The sequence below is a fragment of the Coleofasciculus sp. G3-WIS-01 genome (assembly GCF_040223135.1).
Taxonomy (GTDB): domain Bacteria; phylum Cyanobacteriota; class Cyanobacteriia; order Cyanobacteriales; family Coleofasciculaceae; genus Coleofasciculus.
Genome location: NZ_JAVJZI010000107.1, coordinates 20,699 through 38,895 on the forward strand (window position 1 = coordinate 20,699; position 18,197 = coordinate 38,895).

Here is an 18,197-nt window from a genome sequence, read left to right on the forward strand (position 1 = left end):
TATGACTGTCTTTATGTGCCGCAAGTGGGTTATGTTACCGGGGACTTGGATGTCCATGATGTGGCGGTAGTCGATCCCCCCCAGCCCCCCTTAACAAGGGGGGAGCAAGAGGTTCCCCCCCCCTTTTGAAGGGGGGGTTAGGGGGGGATCATCCAGTGGCAACCGCCGTTTATTTCTAAACCATTCAAACTCTGAATAACTGAGGAATGATCGGTCGTTCTCCTCGTTGAAACTTTTGCCAAGTCTCTCGCAAAAATGTCGGTGCTGGATGATGGGAATCATACACCACAATTGCGTTCGTGAGCGTTCGTTTTGGATTCACCAAAATCCTCCCCCTGTGGTATAATGCGCTAGATGATCCGCCATCTAAATTCATCGCCTCACTACACCCAATTGCCCGCATTACCTTCGCTTCTCGCCATAAAGGTAAGGGGACTAAAAACGTGACCAAGATTAATTTTTTCCCACTGGCTGGGAACCCGATCGCACAGCGATGGGCTACACCCATAACACGCGGATCAGTAAATCCTTCACTACGCGGCGCTAACCAAACTTTCCCTTGTCTCAAAAGTCTTGGTCCCCCTGTCAGCGAAAACCAATGTTGACCCCAATCAGGTGTTCCATCCACTCGCGCTGTCACCAATTCCGGTTGGTTTCCCACCCGCAATCCCAGTGTTGTACCATAATTTTCCCAGGGACTGTATTTAAGAAACATCCCGGCTGATACTATATTTCCCATCAGCCGTTTTGGATCTTGCTTACTAAAAAATGTGCCATTCGCAACGATAGCAGCATGATAGCGGCTAACCATATTACCAAAAGATTCCTCACCAATCGTCCCTTGATGATTTCCCAGAGTGGAATTATTAGCTAAGCCAATGGCGATAAAGGTATTTGGGTTTGTCAAATCAATGTGGGTTTGATACAGGGGAACTCCGAGAATCGTACTGCGCCGAAGACTGACAGACTCGGCGGCGACTGGAGAAATAAGTCCTAACCCTTGGGCGAAAGCCGCACCACCAAGGACGAGAAATGAGCGTCGGGTGAGTTTTCGGTGATGGCTGGATAAGTTTTGATGTGACATTGGTACAATCTCAACAGGACTAGCCGTTATAAACACCAACTTGATGCGCTGGGTTTATAACTGGGTGGATTGCAACCTGGTGATTTGTAATTGGGGAAGAGGGAAGGTTTGTGTAGTATTAGAATAGGGTTCCTCGTTCCTGCAGTAACCTGATAAATAGGTTTGCTTCGCTGACAATAAATACTGGGTTATAAAGATTAATCCGGACAATTGTTTTTAAGTATCGGGGTTGAAGGTAAGTATGAGTAAAGCGGTTTCCCTGGACGAGTTATGGGAGTCAACGCCACCCAGCGAGCAAGTTTTTCAACCCGATCAAGTGGTAGGGCTTCCTGATGCGGTACAAGGCTATCTGAACCATGCGATCGCGCCAGGAACAAAATTAGCCTCTGCGGTGCGACTGCGGATGCATGGCGAAATCAAACTGCGGGGTTGGCTTCCTTTTACCGCAGAACAAGTCATCTGTTGGCGTCGAGGTTTTATCTGGCGGGCGGCGGTACGGATGAAGGGTTTACCGATTTGGGGTTCGGATCGGCTTGTGGATGGCGTTGGGGCGATGCGGTGGAAGCTGTTAGGGCTGTTTCCGGTGGTAACGGCTTCGGGTGATGATACCACGCGATCGGCTGTCGGGCGAATGCTGGGGGAACTTTTTTGGTTACCCTCTGTTCTATGTGAACCAGATGTATCCTGGACGGCATCAGATGCAGTTCATGCCCATGCTAGTTTAACCCGATTTGGGGAGAGTACGGAACTAATTCTTACGGTTGATAATCAAGGGCGGTTGGAGAGTGCCAATCTGAGGCGTTGGGGTAATCCTGAAGGTGCTGAGTTCCATTATGCAAACTTTGGCGGTTTTATAGAGGAAGAAGGAACGTTTGGCGGCTACACTATCCCCACTCGCTTGTTGGGTGGATGGCATTTTGGTAGTGAGCGCTTTGAGTCAGAAGGGGCATTTTTTCGAGCAACTATTGATCAAGCAATCTATCGTTAAACCTCTTGTCGGGGCGACTTGTTTGCATAAATTAACAAATAGAGAAACAGGGCGGGTTTAGTCACATTGAGGTGCAACGGAAAAGATAGTAGTAAAACCCGCCCCTACAGAGGATTGGGTCGCCCTTTTCTCACAATAAACAGGGCGGGTTTAGTCACATCAAGGTGCAACCGAAAAGATAGTAGTCAAACCCGCCCCTACAGAGGATTGGGTCGCCCTCTCCTCAAAATTTGGTTTAGAGTCTATTAAAATGTCATGCATTTATGTTAAAAGCTATTCATAAAACCAAACCATTTTCTCACTTTTTCCTATTTCTGTTTACCCTGTTCCTGACGCTCCAACTTGCCCTCCCTTGGGTGAGCGCTGAAGAACCGCCCAAGCCGCAACCTTGGCAGATTGATGGGATAATCGCGGCTCTTGATGATGGACATGATCAGGTAAAGGGGTATGCTTTGGGGCGATTAGCTCGATACGAGTCCCAGGATTTGCAAGCTGTGCTGGATAAACCCGGGGATATTGCCCAGAAAGCTGCCAACATTCTCCGGGATAAAACCCTTGATTCATACATTCGTAACTCGGCGGCTGGTGCATTAGGTAATTTGGGGGAAGCTGGCGCCCCCTATATCCCGGATATTATCAATTTTATTCAGGATGAAACCCTAGATGCATACCTTCCTCGCTTGGCGATTAATGCATTAGTCAATTTGGGGAAAGCCGATGCCCAATACATCCCGGATATTATCAATTTTATTCAGGATGAAACCATTGATTTCTACCAGAGTTCATACATTCGTAGCTCGGCGGCTTATGCATTAGGGAATCTGGGGGAAAGCCGCCGCCCCCTACATCCCGGATATTATCAATTTAGTTCAGGATAAAACCCTTGATTTAGACATTCGTCGCTCGGCGGCTAGAGCATTAGGAAATCTGGGGGAAGTTGGCGTCCCCTACGCTCCTGATGTTCTCAAGATTCTTCAGGATAAAACCCTTGATGCAGACATTCGTAGCTCGGCGGCTTATGCATTAGTGAATCTGGGAAAAGCTAGCGCCCAATATATCCCGGATATTATCAACTTCCTCCAGGATGAAACCATTGATTCAGACAGTCGTCGCTTGGCGGCTTATGCATTAGTGAATCTGGGGGAAGTTGCCGCCCCTTACATCCTTGAAATTCTCAACTTCCTCCAGGATGAAACCGTTGATGCAGTCATTCGTCACGTGACGGCTGATGCACTAGAAAATCTGGGGGAAGCCGCCGCCCCATACATCCCTGAAATTCTCAACATCCTCCAGGATAAAACCCTTGATTCAGACAGTCGTAGCTGGGCGGCTTATGCATTAGGGAATCTAGGGGAAGTTACCGCCCCATACGCCCCGGAGATTGCCAATATTTTCCAGGATCAAACCGTTGATCTCGGAGTTCGTCGTCAGGCGGCTTATGCATTAGGGAATCTAGGGGAAGCCGGCGCTGTTTACGCCCCGGAGATTGCCAATATTCTCCAGGATCAAACCGTTGATGATGAGATTCGTCGTCAGGCGGCTATGGCATTAGTCAATCTAGGAGAAGCTGGCGCCCCCTATATTCCTGATATTCTCAACTTCCTCCAGGATGAAAGCGTTGATGATGAGCTTCGTCGCTCGGCGGCTATGGCATTAGTCAATCTGGGAGAAGCTGGTGTCCAATACATCCCTGATATTGTCAATTTACTCCAGGATGAAACCGTTGATTCAGACATTCGTCGCTCGGCGGTTAGAGTATTAGAGAATATCGGGGAAGCTGGCGCTGTTTACGCCCCGGAGATAGCCAATATTCTCCAGGATGAAACCGTTGATTCAGACATTCGTGCCTGGGCGGCTATAGGATTAGGGAATCTAGGGAAAGCTGGTGCCCAATACATCCCTGATATTCTCAATTTACTCCAGGATGAAACCGTTGATTCATTCCGGCGTGACTCGGTGGTTCATGCATTAGGGAATCTGGGGAAAGCTGGCGTCCAAGACATCCCTGATATTCTCAATTTACTCCGGGATGAAACTGTTGATCCATTCCTGCGTGGCTCGGTGGCTGGATCATTAAGGAATTTGGGGGAAGCTGACGTCAAATACATCCCTGACATTCTCAATTTACTCCAGGATGAAACCGTTGATTCATACGTTCGTGAGTCGGCGGCTATAGCATTAGGGAATCTGGGGGAAGCCGTCACCCCATATATCCCTGAGATTCTCCACTTCATCCAACCTGACTTAAAAGTCGTTCATTTTTTGGTAGCTAATTTATTACTTGATCTCAGGAGACTGGACTTAAATGAGGTTGTTTATATTCTCAATAATGCTGAGAATGCCAATCAAGATAACTTTGAATACTGGCGTTTTTTAACCTATTTCCTAAGTGGGGGAACTGATGAAGTAAAAACTCTGCTGAAATGGGTTGGCTCTCCTAAATCAACTCCCACCGCCCTCAACTATGAAGACGGCAAAAAAACACTGGAATTGTTTCTCCAAGTCTGGGACAATGCTCAGGAGTTGCCCCGACTGCAAAATGATTTAGCCAAAAAGATAGCCGTAGTGACTCGTCTTGTCTCTTGGCAATCCCAGGATATTGATTTACTCCAACGCCATTACAATAACCTCAAGGCGGGAAACTTCTCCCAAGCTGATACTGTGGAGTCGGTGATTCAGAATTTACGCTCCACCAAAAGAGGGGTTATCGACCAAAAGTTACACCGTGGACTTATACCAAGGCAGAATTACTTGTGGGTAGGTTTGTCTAGGTTTTTAGAAGCGGTGAAGATAAGCCTTAGCGATTGGAAATCGCGGAACCAAACGAAACAAAGTCCCCTTGACAAGGCTAATTCGAGGGGTGTGGAAACCCGCGCAGGCGGGTTTTGTTTGTGTAGCTGCGGTTTAAACCGCCCCCCCCTAGCGTCGGCTGAAACCGGGAAGAGAACCCAAAACCCTGCAACAATCGATAACAAGTGTAAAAATGGATCACAATTGAACCGATAAACCTCCTTATCTCTAGGATGGATAAGTCTAAGCGTGTGACGTCCTCCTACACCGACCCTACGGGTACGGTTGTAGGCTTCCTTTGTCGCCGTTGTAGAACGACGCTTCCGGCGTTTTATAGTGGGGAATACGCCCAGCCCCACTTCTTGCTTATCGCAAGAGAAACTTTGACGATATGAGGTTTGACTTTCACCATCAACTTACCAGCATTCGCAGCTTTGTAAATGAGAATTAAAAGAATTCGTCCTCAAAGCTTGAATTATACCTTATACCGAACTTGTTGTCAAAAATCAAAACAAGTTTCGAGAGACTGGCAATTCATCTCACGCCTCCCTATCGGGTAGGACGTGAGGCTTCTTGCCAAATGAGCTAAAATCCAAAATCCGATCCTAGTCTGTGAGTGAAACACCATGCCCAAATCTCCCAAATCCCTCAGCGGTAACCAAATCCGACAAACGTTCCTGGAATTCTACGAAAAACGGCAACACCAGGTTTTGCCGTCGGCTTCCTTAGTCCCCGAAGATCCCACCGTGTTACTCACCATCGCGGGGATGTTACCCTTTAAACCCATATTCCTGGGACAACGCCAGTCGGAATTTTCCCGCGCCACCACCTCGCAAAAATGTCTCCGCACCAATGATATAGAGAATGTGGGACGCACGGCGCGACACCATACCTTCTTTGAAATGCTGGGCAATTTTAGCTTTGGCGACTATTTTAAAGCACAAGCGATCGCGTGGGCATGGGAATTATCCACTAAAGTCTTTGAATTACCTCCAGAACGCCTGGTGGTGAGTGTGTTTAGAGAGGATGACGAAGCTTTTGCCATCTGGCGGGATAAAATTGGTATCCCAGCTCATCGTATCCAGCGGATGGGGGAAGAAGATAACTTCTGGGCATCGGGTCCTACGGGTCCTTGTGGTCCTTGTTCAGAAATTTATTACGACTTCCACCCGGAAAAAGGTGACAAGGCTATCGATTTAGAAGATGACACCCGGTTTATTGAGTTCTATAACCTGGTGTTCATGGAATACAACCGGGATGTTGAGGGGAATCTTACCCCCCTGAAAAATAAAAATATTGACACCGGCTTGGGATTAGAACGGATGGCGCAAATCCTCCAGCAGGTTCCCAATAACTACGAAACTGACCTGATTTTCCCGATCATCAAAACCGCCGCTGAGATTGCTGGACTTGATTACGCCAAGAGTGACGAAAAGACCAAAGTATCCCTAAAAGTCATTGGTGATCACATTCGCGCCGTGGTTCATCTAATTGCTGATGGCGTTACCGCCTCGAATAATGGGCGCGGCTATATCCTGCGTCGTTTAATCCGGCGAGTGGTGCGCCATGGACGCTTAATTGGCATTGCCCAAGGAGAGTTTACCACCCAAGTTGCAGAAAGTGCGATCGCACTGGCAGAAGACGCCTATCCCAATGTGCGACAACGGAACGATTCGATTAAAGCTCAATTGCAACGAGAAGAATCTCAATTCCTCAAACGCATAGAAAACGGCGAGAAATTATTAGCAGAGATCCTGGCGACAAAGCCCCAGCAAATTTCTGGGATGGATGCCTTTACCCTCTATGATACATACGGATTCCCCTTAGAATTAACCCAAGAAATTGCCGAAGAACAAGGGATTACTGTAGATTTGGCAGGCTTTGAAATTGAAATGGAGAAGCAGCGCCAACGGGCAAGAGATGCCCATAAAACCATTGATTTGACGGTACAGGGAAGCTTGGATAAGTTAGCTGAACATATCCAGGGCACGACGTTCTTGGGGTATAGTGAACCGCACTCTATTGCCCAAGTTGAAGCCTTATTAGTCGAAGGTAAAGCGGTAGAATCAGCAGAATCTGGTACTGATGTTCAGATTATTTTAGACCAAACCCCCTTCTATGCCGAATCCGGGGGGCAAATTGGCGATCGCGGTTATTTATCGGGCGATAATTTAGTGGTACGGATTGAAGATGTAAAGAAAGAATCCGACTTCTTTGTCCATTTTGGTCGCGTGGAACGGGGAATGATAAATCTAGGGGATACCGTTACGGCTCAAATTGACCGCGCCTGTCGTCGTCGCCTCCAAGCGAATCATACGGCGACTCATTTATTACAAGCGGCGCTGAAAAAGATTGTTGATCTATCTATTTCCCAAGCCGGTTCCTTAGTCGCTTTTGATCGCCTGCGGTTTGATTTTAATTGTTCCCGTTCCCTGACTGCAGAGGAATTGGCACAAATTGAGGAGCAAATTAATACTTGGATTGCTGAAGCTCATGGCGCAGATGTCGCTATCATGTCCCTTACAGACGCCAAGGCAAAAGGTGCGATCGCGATGTTTGGGGAAAAATACGCTTCGGAGGTACGGGTTATTGATTTCCCTGGTGTTTCTATGGAACTCTGTGGGGGGACTCATGTGAATAACACGGCTGAAATTGGTGTATTTAAAATTGTCTCCGAAACGGGGGTGGCTTCCGGTATTCGGCGCATCGAAGCGGTAGCAGGTCCTGCGGTATTGGATTATTTGAACCTGCGGGATAAAGTAGTCAAAGAATTATGCGATCGCTTTAAAGTCAAACCCGAAGAAATCCCAGAACGCATTACCAATATCCAGAACGAACTCAAAGCCTCTCAGAAAGAATTAGACGCTGTAAAACAAGAATTAGCTTTAGCCAAATCTGATCAGTTATTGAGTCAAGCTGAATCGGTGGGTGAGTTCAAAGTTTTAGTGGCAAATCTAGGAGACATTGAACCTGACGCCCTGAAAACTGCAGCGGAACGACTTCAGCAAAAATTGGGCGAAAGTGCGGTTGTTTTAGGTTCTGTACCAACAGAAGGAAAAGTTAGTTTAGTCGCGGCGTTTAGCACCAAAGTCCAGAAAGAGAAGAAACTACAAGCTGGTAAATTTATTGGTGAAATTGCCAAACTTTGCGGCGGTGGCGGTGGGGGACGCCCCAATTTAGCCCAAGCTGGGGGACGAGACGCTAGTAAATTACCCGAAGCTTTGGATACGGCAAAACGTCAGTTAATTGAACAGTTGCAGTAATCATGTAGGGTGGGCAATGCCCACCTTTTTTTCCTATAAATTAGGCAAGGTATAGTGGTGCATTACGGCAAGATCGAGATGAAAGGAATTATAATGACTCTACTGATGCCTAATGCATCCTATTAAACGCTAAAAATGATTACTAAACCAGAAAAAGAAAATATCGTCATAAAGATATGTTTTATAGGTTTGCTACTTTCATCTCTCCTGAGTCGGGTAAAATTCACTTATTTTAGTTCTTTTAGCCTGAGTATCCATTATCTCTTGATTCCTTTATTTTCCACTCTATTAATTATTTCAAACCTAAAAAGCCTAAAAGAATTTTGTATTGCTCACCCAAAAATATTGGCAGCTATTGGATTATTATATATCTGGATATGGGTCTGTGCATTTTTTAGCAATTTTCCAGCCACTGCCCTAACTTACACGATAAAATACACCGATTATTTTTTCATATTTATTGCTTTTTTAAGCCTAAACTTTACCAAACCGAAAAGCATCAAATATTACTGCCTAACTCTATTAGTTATAATACAAGTCATAGCTATTTTAGGGTGGGTAGAAATAGTCTTCCCCAAAATGTGGATGTTTAGACTGTTAAAGTATCCCAGCTTCCATCCTCAGATTGGTTCAATCATGCAAAACCCAAATCAGTTTGGCGTTTTAATGGCGATAGGCGCGAGTTTGACTCTGATTCTATACCAGAAAAAAATTATTTCTACAATTTACTTATATATCAGCGAAGTCCTGTTAGTTATTTCCATAGCAGTTTCTACCAGCCGAAATGCATGGTTAGTGTTCATTCTCGGTTTAGTTCTACTTAAGCAAATAAAAATCATCAACAAATGTCAATTTATTTTGTTTCCTTTATTTTTGATAATTTGCATCTTATTGTATCCCGCCGCTAATTATAAACTAGGATTCGTTAATCCTAATATATTGCCTGGATTTGAGCTACTGAATCAAAACTTTACCCACGAAACTTCCCTTGAGACAAAAATACCCAATCCTCAAACAACCGTTAATCTAGTGAGTCAAAAAAATTCAATTGAGACAGAAATATCAAATCCCCAAGCAACAGCTTTGTCGAGATTAGCTTTATGGAAAGCGGCTATAATTGAAATGACCAAACAACCAATAACAGGCATAGGACTAGGCGTTTTTGCCGAACATATAGGAAGAGAAGTTTTTGGTGTCAAAGGTTTTCACGCCCATAATATATTTTTAAATATAGGTGCAGAACTGGGAATACCTGGATTACTAATATTTATTGGTTTCTTGTTGAAAATAGCATCGGATCTCAAGCCGAGTAATTTTGTAACTGTCATCATACTTCTATTTTTAGCATCGCAAATGCTTGACTTTTTCATTGAAGACTATACCTTTACAACGATTGAGCTGTATTTTTTATCCCTAGCAGTTATATCAGGAACAAAAGTTGAAACAACGCTCAAGTAAATTTGGATTTTACTATGACTCAACAACACCCATTAAAAAACAATCATTTCTATCTCATATTCCCTAATATCTTTGAATTTAAGGGAGGAGTGCAGGTTTATTCAGCTTTCTTGCTCAAATCATTACAAGAGTTATATCCGGATGCCAATTATGACATTTTCATAAAGTATGATAAAAACGATTCAAAAAACCTGCAAAATCTCCAATTTATACCCCATACTAAATTTCACTATTTCGGGCAATTTCCCCGATGGCTACAAACTATACTTCTAGCCATTACAATAATTGTCAAAGGAATTTGGCAGCGTCCAAATTTAGTAGTATCTACCCATATCAACTATGCGATTGCTTGCTATATACTTCAACGAATAAATGGAGTCCCTTACTGGTTCATTGCTCATGGTACCGAGGTTTGGTCTACAGAAAGAAAATCCCACAAACTCGTATTACAGGGAGCCGAAAAAGTCATTGCTGTTAGTGAATATACACGACAGAGAATAATTAAAGAGCAAAATATTGATACGGATAAAATTCATATATTATTTAATACTTTTGATTCTAAACAATTTCAGATAAATCCTAAACCAAATTACTTACTACAACGGTATAATATAACCCCCAATCAACCGATAATATTAACAGTAACTCGCCTAGGGCGTATGGCTAAGCATAAAGGCTACGATCAAATTCTCCATGCCTTAGTCAAAATTCGTCAGCATATTCCCAATATTCACTATATTCTCGCGGGTAAAGGTGATGATAGACCGAGGATTCAAACCTTAATTACCAGCTTGAACCTCGATGATTGCGTGACTTTGCCGGGATTTTTGACAGATGAGGAATTATGCGATCATTATAACCTCTGTGATGTGTTTGCGATGCCCAGTCAGGGGGAAGGCTTTGGCATTGTCTTTTTAGAAGCATTAGCTTGTGGTAAACCTGTGTTAGCCGGTAACCAAGATGGTTCTGTTCAACCTCTGGTTAGTGGGGAATTAGGATGCTTAGTTGATCCCAATGATGTAGAGGATATTGCTACCAAACTTATTGAAATCATCCAAGGAGATTATGGGAATAAAATGGTGTACAATCCAGAAGGGTTACGAACAAGAACAATTGAATTGTTTGAATTGAATCAGTTTAAAACAACCCTGGCAGCCTTGTTGTCTTCTAATTGAAAATAAGCCCCGACACCCGCCAAGAACTCAAGTTCTTGGCTTATAGCTTAAGTCCATTAAAATGGACTAGAACTAGAGATGCAGCCTTATACTAGATGACTGCAAGGGTTTAGTTCCTGGGGTTTCAACCCAAGGCGGTTTAACGCCAGTGGTGCAAGATATGAGTATTAACGTGAAGTTTTCCTGAGGTTTTCCCAACCTACCGACTTTCCTCAAACGCCAAATAGGAGTCTATAGGCGGGCACATTTTCCCATTATAAAAAATTATCCCCCAAAACCGAAACCTTGTCAAGCGATCGCACCGATAATATTGGCTACAGATGAAACGGTCAATAGTCAAACAAAAGTAACTCAACTGACTGACATGATAGACGCGATCGAGTCAACAAGATTTTGACGTTCTAACTCAGAAGCAATAAATGGTGCAACCTCTTGCAAAAACTCAAACGGAAATTTATTCTCACAATACCTCATCAGCCAATAAAATCTAGAATTTATAGTTTCCTCTTTATTTAACTGTAAACGCTGAATAGTACTCTCGACTTTACTTCTAATCGATGGTTCTAGATTGAGACCTGGTTTGATGATTAAAGAAGGAAACTTTAAGGTAAACCATCTATACTGAATCTGAAATGGATCTAAAACATCTTGGAAGTCTTTCTTTCTGGCATTCATCTTTAAACAGGATAGACGGAAATTGCTCCACTCGTAGGCTAACTCCGGTTTAAAGGCTTTTGGAATAAAATGATCAACAGTGGGACTGCCTTCAGTTTCGGGAATCCATTGGGCAGAGTAAGCACAAACCCCGTTATAAGCTTTATAGAGATCCTTCAGCGAATTTCTCCAATATTCCCGATTGTCCCAATTTTTTGGGTAAGTGACTTGTTGTAAGAAATTCCTCCCTTTTGCTCTAACTTTGCTTTCAAAATCTGTTGGTTCAGGTTTTTCTTGAACAGGAATCACAACGATGCTCCATGTTGCCTTGCAAAAAATAGCCACCGAGACCAGAATTCATCATCCTCGGCTAAGTATTTTCTCAGTTTATCTGAAACCTTCTGTACATCCTGTGAACTCGGATTTTCAGCTTCTTGTAGTGCTTTTGCGGCTTGTATAACCTGCTCTCCTTCAATAGAACGAGGTTGTCTAAGACCAAAAACATCTGATGTAAGCCAAGCATCAATTCGCCCTTGACGGATGAAGGGTAGTTGAACCAAATCTACTTCGTTAGCAATTAAGCCACTCTTAGCAAGATCTAGACGGAATAACTTATCTAATTTCTCATCGAATCTCGATTCCACAGATGCCATAATCATGGGAGAGTGGGTAGCAACCATCAGTTGCACTTGTAAGTCAGTAGCTAAATCTTCCCTAACATCCAATAAAGCTGATAAAATCACCCTTTGCCATTGTGGATGGAGGTGAGCTTCTAACTCATCAATTAAAATCACCATCTTTTTCTGTGGTTTTTTGCGAATCAGCTTGGATTGAATTTTATGTTCTTCCCATGCCCAGATAATCAGGTAGGCAAGTGTAATAACACGACGAACACCTGCTGAAGTATAAACGATGGGAACCGTGCCATAAGAATGGTCAATCGTTGGTATAGATCTAACATCGTAGGGAATTCTGACAGGTTCTCCTGGTTTTAAAATTCCCAAATCACTTTGTAAGGGGGGAGATAATCGTTCTAGAACTTTCTCAAGCGTACTGAATGGAGAGTTTTTAGGTCTACTTTGCCATTGAATCCAATCTTGAATTAAACCATTTATGAATGTAGTTCTTCGACCTCCAACTTCAATATTGCGCCCATCCCAAACTTCATCTTTGGTAAAAACAAATGGACGTGGATTTGTATCACTATCTCCAAGTTCTTGAATCGCTAGATATTCTTTAGCCGAGTCCCACACCGCAAAAGAGCCATCGACTTTCGCATACACGAGTAAACCAGGAATAGTCGGTCGCTGCTTAGGCGGTTTCCAGCTTTGAGTTTGCCAATCGTATGAGACTCTTATAGTTTCGGACTCAAAATCTCCAGAGATTTTAAATCCTATGACGGGTTCGTTTTTTCTAGAATTTGGCGTAGGATATGCCTGCAATCCTGCCCATTTACCCGTTAAAGCCCACCACGCACAATCAAGCAGAAACGTTTTTCCTAGCCCATTGTCTCCAGTGATTAACGAAAGCCTTTTGCCGGGTTGAAAGATTAATCGTTTCGCCGGTCCTACTCCTTGGATTTCTAAGAGGTGTAGCGTTCCACCTTCTTCTGGATCAGAGTCAGGCGGTTTACCAATAATCACCTGTAAATCTCTTGAAGATATTTTTTTATCTTGAAACAACTTATCTAGCACAGTATCGTCAGGAATAGAAGCATCAAAAAGTGACTCTTTTTCCTGCTCTGTGATAAAAAAATCCGCAAATAAAGTATCAAGGATATCTTTAGCTGTTGCATCTGAAGACCACTTTTTTTCTCTATATAACCATACAGCTAAATGAAAAGTTGGAATCAAACTCTCTCTTGTTCGAGTTAAATGCTCGTGAAGTACTTGTACATAATTCGATTGCCATCCCCAGATATTAGTGTTTTTATCATGAATAAATGCATTAGCTAAATCCCCTCTCGTCCTTGTACTCTGAGAGCCTGAGCTAGCATAATTTGGTGAAAGCCAACGATTGCTTGGATTAGAAGTTTTGAAGACCTGGTAAGGGTGTTTAGAGGTTGGTTCCGGTTTGAAGTACTCATTAAGGAACTCCGTCTCCCTTGCATTGATGGAAAATTGAATGGTATAACCAACTGGTAAACGGGCTTTTTTACACACTAGAAAGGTGATCCCATAAAAGGGATGAAGAGACTTGAGAGGCTCAAGAGATTCTTTGATTTGTTCTACCTTGAGAAACATATAGCCCTCAGAGACCACATAATGTATTAACCATGTAACTACAAAACTCAGGGTTTAAATCTATTCCAGTAGCAGATATTCCTGATTGTAGCGCCACTCTCAGGGTGGTTCCACCTCCAGCAAATGGATCGAGAACAACCCCATCTGCTGGACATCCAATATCAAGACATCTTTGAACCAACTCATCAGGGAATGGCGCCGTGTAGATGCCATTAGTTGGTTTAGGACGTGCAGCAATTGTCCACAGATCTTCCTCTTCTTCTTTTTCAAGCATTGATCGATTGAAATAATAACGTCTGTTTTTAGCAAACATGAAGACATATTCATAGCTACGTCGAGGTCTATCTTTAACGGATTCAGGCAGACAATGTTTTCGATGCCAAATAATAGGACTGCGTAGAACCCAACCTCGCATTGTCATTTCAATAGCAACCCGCCAAGGCATCCCAATAATTGTTTTAGGTTGCAGCCCAATTCCTAAACCACCGCTTTTATCAACCGCTCTTAAACCAAATCGACGTTTACTGCTCTTGCGATCCCTTCCTTGAGATTTTCCTTTACCTGAATAATAGGTATCACCTAAGTTGAGGAAAAGGACTCCATCATCCTTCAGTACCCGCTTGACTTCATCCATGACAGAGGCGATTGCACTGACATAGCCTTCAACGGTTGTCTCTTGTCCAATTTGTTCCTCAACCCCATAATCACGTAACCAGTAGTATGGAGGAGATGTAATCACACAATTAAAATGATTACTTGGCAAATCCAATAGAACCGAGTGAGCGTCTCCTTGAAAAACACTCCATAAAATTCCATTTTTTGTTACATTACTCCATTTATCCAACCAAGGCATAAGAGAAAGATTGTAGCCTAGCCTGATTAGTATAGTCAAGTTTACATCGGGAATCAAAGTGAGAGCAAAATACTATAGCCGACTTGATGCCCTTAGCGAGCACGGATGTTTGAGCCGGACAGCAATCGCCCCATCAAAGCCAGACAAATCATAGGTTAATACAGATTGCGGTGTGTAATGAAAAAATCTTTACTCTTCATACTTCTTCCTGAGTTCTTCCATTGAATTATATGGCGCGATGCCCTGACTTGTAGTAACCGTTGTCTTTGCCACACAAGAAACCGCCGCCGTAGCTAGACAAATGGGATAAGGGTCTGCCAAACTAGAAGATAATCTTGAGCATCTTCATCATGAATCGCCTCAATCACCACGCCTATAAAATCCTCTGTGCAGAAGTTCACCACTGCACCGGAGACTCCTCAGTCAATCAGGTAGAACGAGAAATCGTCCTCAATCGGTTAAAAAAACTGCGATCGCAACCCGGTGCCCCCGCTTCATTAGCCGAACTACGAGAAGCGATTGTGGATGTGTTACCCCAATTCAGTGAAAAAGAACTCAAGAAAGCGGCAAAAGCTAATCAGCCGCCGGGACTACTTAGTAAAATGGCTTGGACAGGGGCAATCCTGGGGAGTATGGCGGGTTTTGTTTGGCTGGTTAATCTGCCTTATCCAATGATCCGGCGTCCAGTGGCGCGGACAGCACCACTGTTAATATTACCCAGTTATATCCAGATGGATCATAGCTATCGCCAAACCATTCGCAACGTTGAACAAGCCGATCAACTGATCAATAATGCTACCAGTGCAGCAGATTTCGGCTTAGGGGAAGAAAAAGTTAAGCTAGCCCAAAATCATCTGGATCAATTACCTGTCTGGTTCTTAGGTTACGAACCCAAATTCTACTGTAGCTTATTTAACTGTAGCTGGAAATTCACCTTCGATGAATTTGAACGCGCTCGTACTAACGTCGCTCGTATGGAAGCCAAGGTATTCCAGGAGAAAAATGCTCAGATTGAACTAGAGAAAGCCGAAACTGTACTCAATCAAGCCAAACAGCAGTACCAGCAAGCCGCAACGCCAACTGATAAACAAAACGCGATCGCACAATGGCGTTCAGCAATTGATCAATTAGAGCAAATTCCCTCAGCTACCCTCGCCGGACAAACCGCGAAAACCAAGTTCCTCGCTTATCAAAGGGACTTTCAGCAAGTGGTTGGCTTTGCGGCGGATAACCAGCGTACCGGTTACCTGATTGGTGCGGCTCAAGAATTTGCTTTTGCGGCGGCTAAAGCGGCTCAAAATCCGCCCCACACTGTCGCTGAATGGCAACAAATCCAGAAACTTTGGCAACAAGCGATCGCGCGATTGGAAAAAGTTCCCCTAGATGATCAAGGTTATCTAGAAGCCCAAAAATTACTTGCCACTTATCAAACGAATTTAGGTATTATCCAAACTCGCTCCTCAGCCGAGGCAGAATCAATACAAGCCCTCGATGAAGCTCAACGTCAAATTCAACGTTTGCTCGCCAACACACCTACCGATGCGGCGATTGATCGGAATCTGACCCTTAGTCAGCTTCAGGGTATTATTAATCAACTCAATAAGGTACAATCGGGGACAACATCCTACCCGAAAGCTCAAGAACTTTTGCTCTCAGCCCAAAATAAACTTAAGCAGGTTCAACCCTAAAAAAAAGTCATTCGTCATACGTCATTCTACCAATAATAAACCTTCTCTATTCTGCCTTCTGCTATAAAATCTGGAGATGGTTAACCCGGTAAAATAATTGAACGAACCTTTAAAGATGCGATCGCCTTGAACCGAATTCAGTTCCTACCCCATTTCCCCCAGCGACTCCTCGGATTCCTGCTCACATTTCTCCTACTCCTGATTCCCCTACCCGCCTTAGCCGCCACCTCAGAACGCCAACCGTTAACCCTGGAACTCCTGCAAAAGAGTCTAGAGTCGCCGATTCAAAGCGAAGGCGTTTCCACGATTGATCTGCGCCAGTTCGTTATTGACTTAACCAACGAGAATACAGACTTTCGAGATCAGTTCTACCAACACCTCCAAAGCCAGCTAACTCGTTCTAAAACCCCTCTGGCTTTAGATTTAAGTGAATCCTTGATTCAAGGAGAGTTTACGGCTAGTAAATTAGGCTTACAAACCGCTCTCTCCCAAGCCACGTTACCCTCCTTATTAACTAAACAAGAACAAGCACAATTGGCAAAAGATGCTCGCTTTATCAGCGAATCCAGAGACCAAGTCCCCTCAATTACTGTCTTTCGGGGTACTCTCAAACTGAATCAAACCCGTCTCAGTGGTGCGATTAATTTCGCGAATACTTTCTTTCTGCAACGCTTAGAAGTATCTGATGCTGTGTTTATCCAGGAAGTAGATTTTTCAGGGAGTAGTTTTAGCCAGTCCGTTGATTTCAGTAATACTACATTTGGTCGAGAGGTTAACTTCAGCAGCGATACCTTCTTTGATCAGGCTGGGTTTACTCAGGTGCAGTTTAAAGGGATGGCGAATTTTAGTTTATCTACGTTTCATGGGAAGGGAAATTTTAGTCAGGCGGAATTTGTCCAGCTTGCCAATTTTACCGGAAGCCAATGGCTAGAAGATGCGGATTTCTACCAAGTGATTTGGCGCGATCGCAGTTTGTTGAGTAAGAGTCGATTTACTCAGTCGTTGTTACTAAACGAGGCGACGTGGGAAAAGTCTATTAGCTTGCGGGGAAGCCAGTTTCAGCAACCGATTTTAATGCGGGATGCGAGTTTACTCGACCAAATGGATTTGAGTAATACGCGCTTTTCCCCCAATGCTTATGTTAATGTCGCCGGGATGACCTTTGACTCCGACGAAGCAAAACTATTTGGTGATGCCGGTCATGTCGGAAAAATTCTATCAGTTCCTCGACTCGAAGGCAATGAGGATGTACTGCGGAATTTAGTCCGGAACTTTCGCGAACAAGAACAAATTCCCGATGGCAATTCTTTAGATTATCTGCGGGAACGGTTGCGACGGGAACAATTGTGGGGACGTCTGGTGGGTAGCCTTTTCCAGTTAATGAATCGCCAGGATACCCCGGTGCGATCGCGCCATTGGCTAATTGATGCTTTACACTGGGCGGGATTGAGTTTACTGCTGCTATTAAGTGCCGATGGTACAAGTTTTGGCTTAGTTTTCGGCGTGGGAATGATCGCGATTGCCTATTTCGGATTGCTGTTTTGGTTTCTAGATCGTTGGCGACGACGTTATCCTAAACCGATTCTACCCACCTCCCTAGAAACACTGTACATGGTGGGGAGTGGGGCGGCGGCTACTGTAGGGGGTGCGATCGCAATTTTTCAAACCAGTGAACAACCGTGGCTGACGCTATTGTGTTTGGCGGGAATCCTTTTACCGATACCCTTACTCCTAGTGTGGCGATTGTATCGTCAAGGGCGCTATCATGCCCTAATCGATGTAACTTACTTTGTCGAAGATGGGGGGATGCGGCAATTACGCCTGCTGATTGGACGTCTCCCGATTATGCCTCGGTTTGGCTTTTTCCGCGATCGCTATATGCCGATTCTTTGGGATCGTCGCTGGAATTGGCTAAATTATTATGATTTTAGTTTTAATAATTTACTTAAGTATAGTTAACACTGATTTCACGGATTTGGTGGAACGGTAGGAATGGGGGAT

The 18,197-nt window shown here is 44.0% G+C and carries 12 protein-coding genes; 8 read left to right on the plus strand and 4 right to left on the minus strand.

All coding sequences use genetic code 11. The features are described 5' to 3' along the window. Positions 1-184: 184 nt before the first annotated feature. On the minus strand, positions 185-1,084 hold the full coding sequence (locus RIM23_RS11175; protein WP_446367054.1) for a phosphodiester glycosidase family protein: 900 nt from the start codon (positions 1,082-1,084) through the stop codon (positions 185-187). Positions 1,085-1,325: 241 nt separating this feature from the next. Between RIM23_RS11175 and RIM23_RS11180 the strand changes: the two genes are divergently transcribed. The 6 genes from RIM23_RS11180 to RIM23_RS11205 all read left to right on the plus strand — a co-directional run bounded on the left by RIM23_RS11180 (position 1,326) and on the right by RIM23_RS11205 (position 10,758). After that, entirely contained in the window at positions 1,326-2,072 is a 747-nt protein-coding gene (locus RIM23_RS11180) for a DUF6544 family protein (protein ID WP_446367056.1), read from the plus strand. A gap of 263 nt (positions 2,073-2,335) precedes the next feature. Further along, positions 2,336-2,950, plus strand: coding sequence for a HEAT repeat domain-containing protein (locus RIM23_RS11185; protein ID WP_446367058.1), 615 nt, complete (start codon positions 2,336-2,338; stop codon positions 2,948-2,950). 148 nt (positions 2,951-3,098) lie between these two features. After that, entirely contained in the window at positions 3,099-5,078 is a 1,980-nt protein-coding gene (locus RIM23_RS11190; protein WP_446367060.1) for a HEAT repeat domain-containing protein, read from the plus strand. Between the two features lie 410 nt (positions 5,079-5,488). After that, the gene (gene alaS / locus RIM23_RS11195; protein WP_446367062.1) at positions 5,489-8,125 is read left to right on the plus strand and encodes an alanine--tRNA ligase; all 2,637 of its coding nucleotides are present in this window, start codon (positions 5,489-5,491) and stop codon (positions 8,123-8,125) included. A gap of 135 nt (positions 8,126-8,260) precedes the next feature. Next, positions 8,261-9,583 carry an O-antigen ligase family protein gene (locus RIM23_RS11200; protein WP_446367064.1) on the plus strand — a complete coding sequence of 441 codons (1,323 nt, stop codon included), beginning with the start codon at positions 8,261-8,263 and terminating at the stop codon, positions 9,581-9,583. Positions 9,584-9,597: 14 nt separating this feature from the next. Beyond that, positions 9,598-10,758: a glycosyltransferase family 4 protein gene (locus tag RIM23_RS11205; protein ID WP_446367066.1), complete on the plus strand. Its 1,161-nt coding sequence runs from the start codon at positions 9,598-9,600 to the stop codon at positions 10,756-10,758. A 351-nt stretch (positions 10,759-11,109) separates the two neighbouring features. On the opposite strand, the gene RIM23_RS11210 is transcribed toward RIM23_RS11205, so the two are convergent. From RIM23_RS11210 to RIM23_RS11220, 3 genes are read right to left on the minus strand one after another with little or no spacing between them, the layout of a single operon-like run. Then, positions 11,110-11,721, minus strand: a complete 612-nt coding sequence (locus tag RIM23_RS11210; RefSeq protein WP_446367068.1) for a hypothetical protein — start codon at positions 11,719-11,721, stop codon at positions 11,110-11,112. After that, positions 11,718-13,655, minus strand: a complete 1,938-nt coding sequence (locus RIM23_RS11215) for an AAA family ATPase (protein WP_446367070.1) — start codon at positions 13,653-13,655, stop codon at positions 11,718-11,720. Before RIM23_RS11215 ends, RIM23_RS11210 begins: the two co-directional genes overlap by 4 nt. Before the next feature lie 7 nt (positions 13,656-13,662). Continuing rightward, positions 13,663-14,508 (minus strand): DNA-methyltransferase, encoded by an 846-nt coding sequence (locus tag RIM23_RS11220; protein ID WP_446343346.1) that lies wholly within the window; start codon positions 14,506-14,508, stop codon positions 13,663-13,665. A 350-nt stretch (positions 14,509-14,858) separates the two neighbouring features. On the opposite strand from RIM23_RS11220, the gene RIM23_RS11225 reads away from it, so the two are divergent. Both RIM23_RS11225 and RIM23_RS11230 read left to right on the plus strand, forming a co-directional pair. Then, the gene (locus RIM23_RS11225; RefSeq protein WP_446367072.1) at positions 14,859-16,196 is read left to right on the plus strand and encodes a hypothetical protein; all 1,338 of its coding nucleotides are present in this window, start codon (positions 14,859-14,861) and stop codon (positions 16,194-16,196) included. Between the two features lie 126 nt (positions 16,197-16,322). Then, positions 16,323-18,155, plus strand: a complete 1,833-nt coding sequence (locus RIM23_RS11230; RefSeq protein ID WP_446367074.1) for a pentapeptide repeat-containing protein — start codon at positions 16,323-16,325, stop codon at positions 18,153-18,155. Positions 18,156-18,197 lie beyond the last annotated feature (42 nt).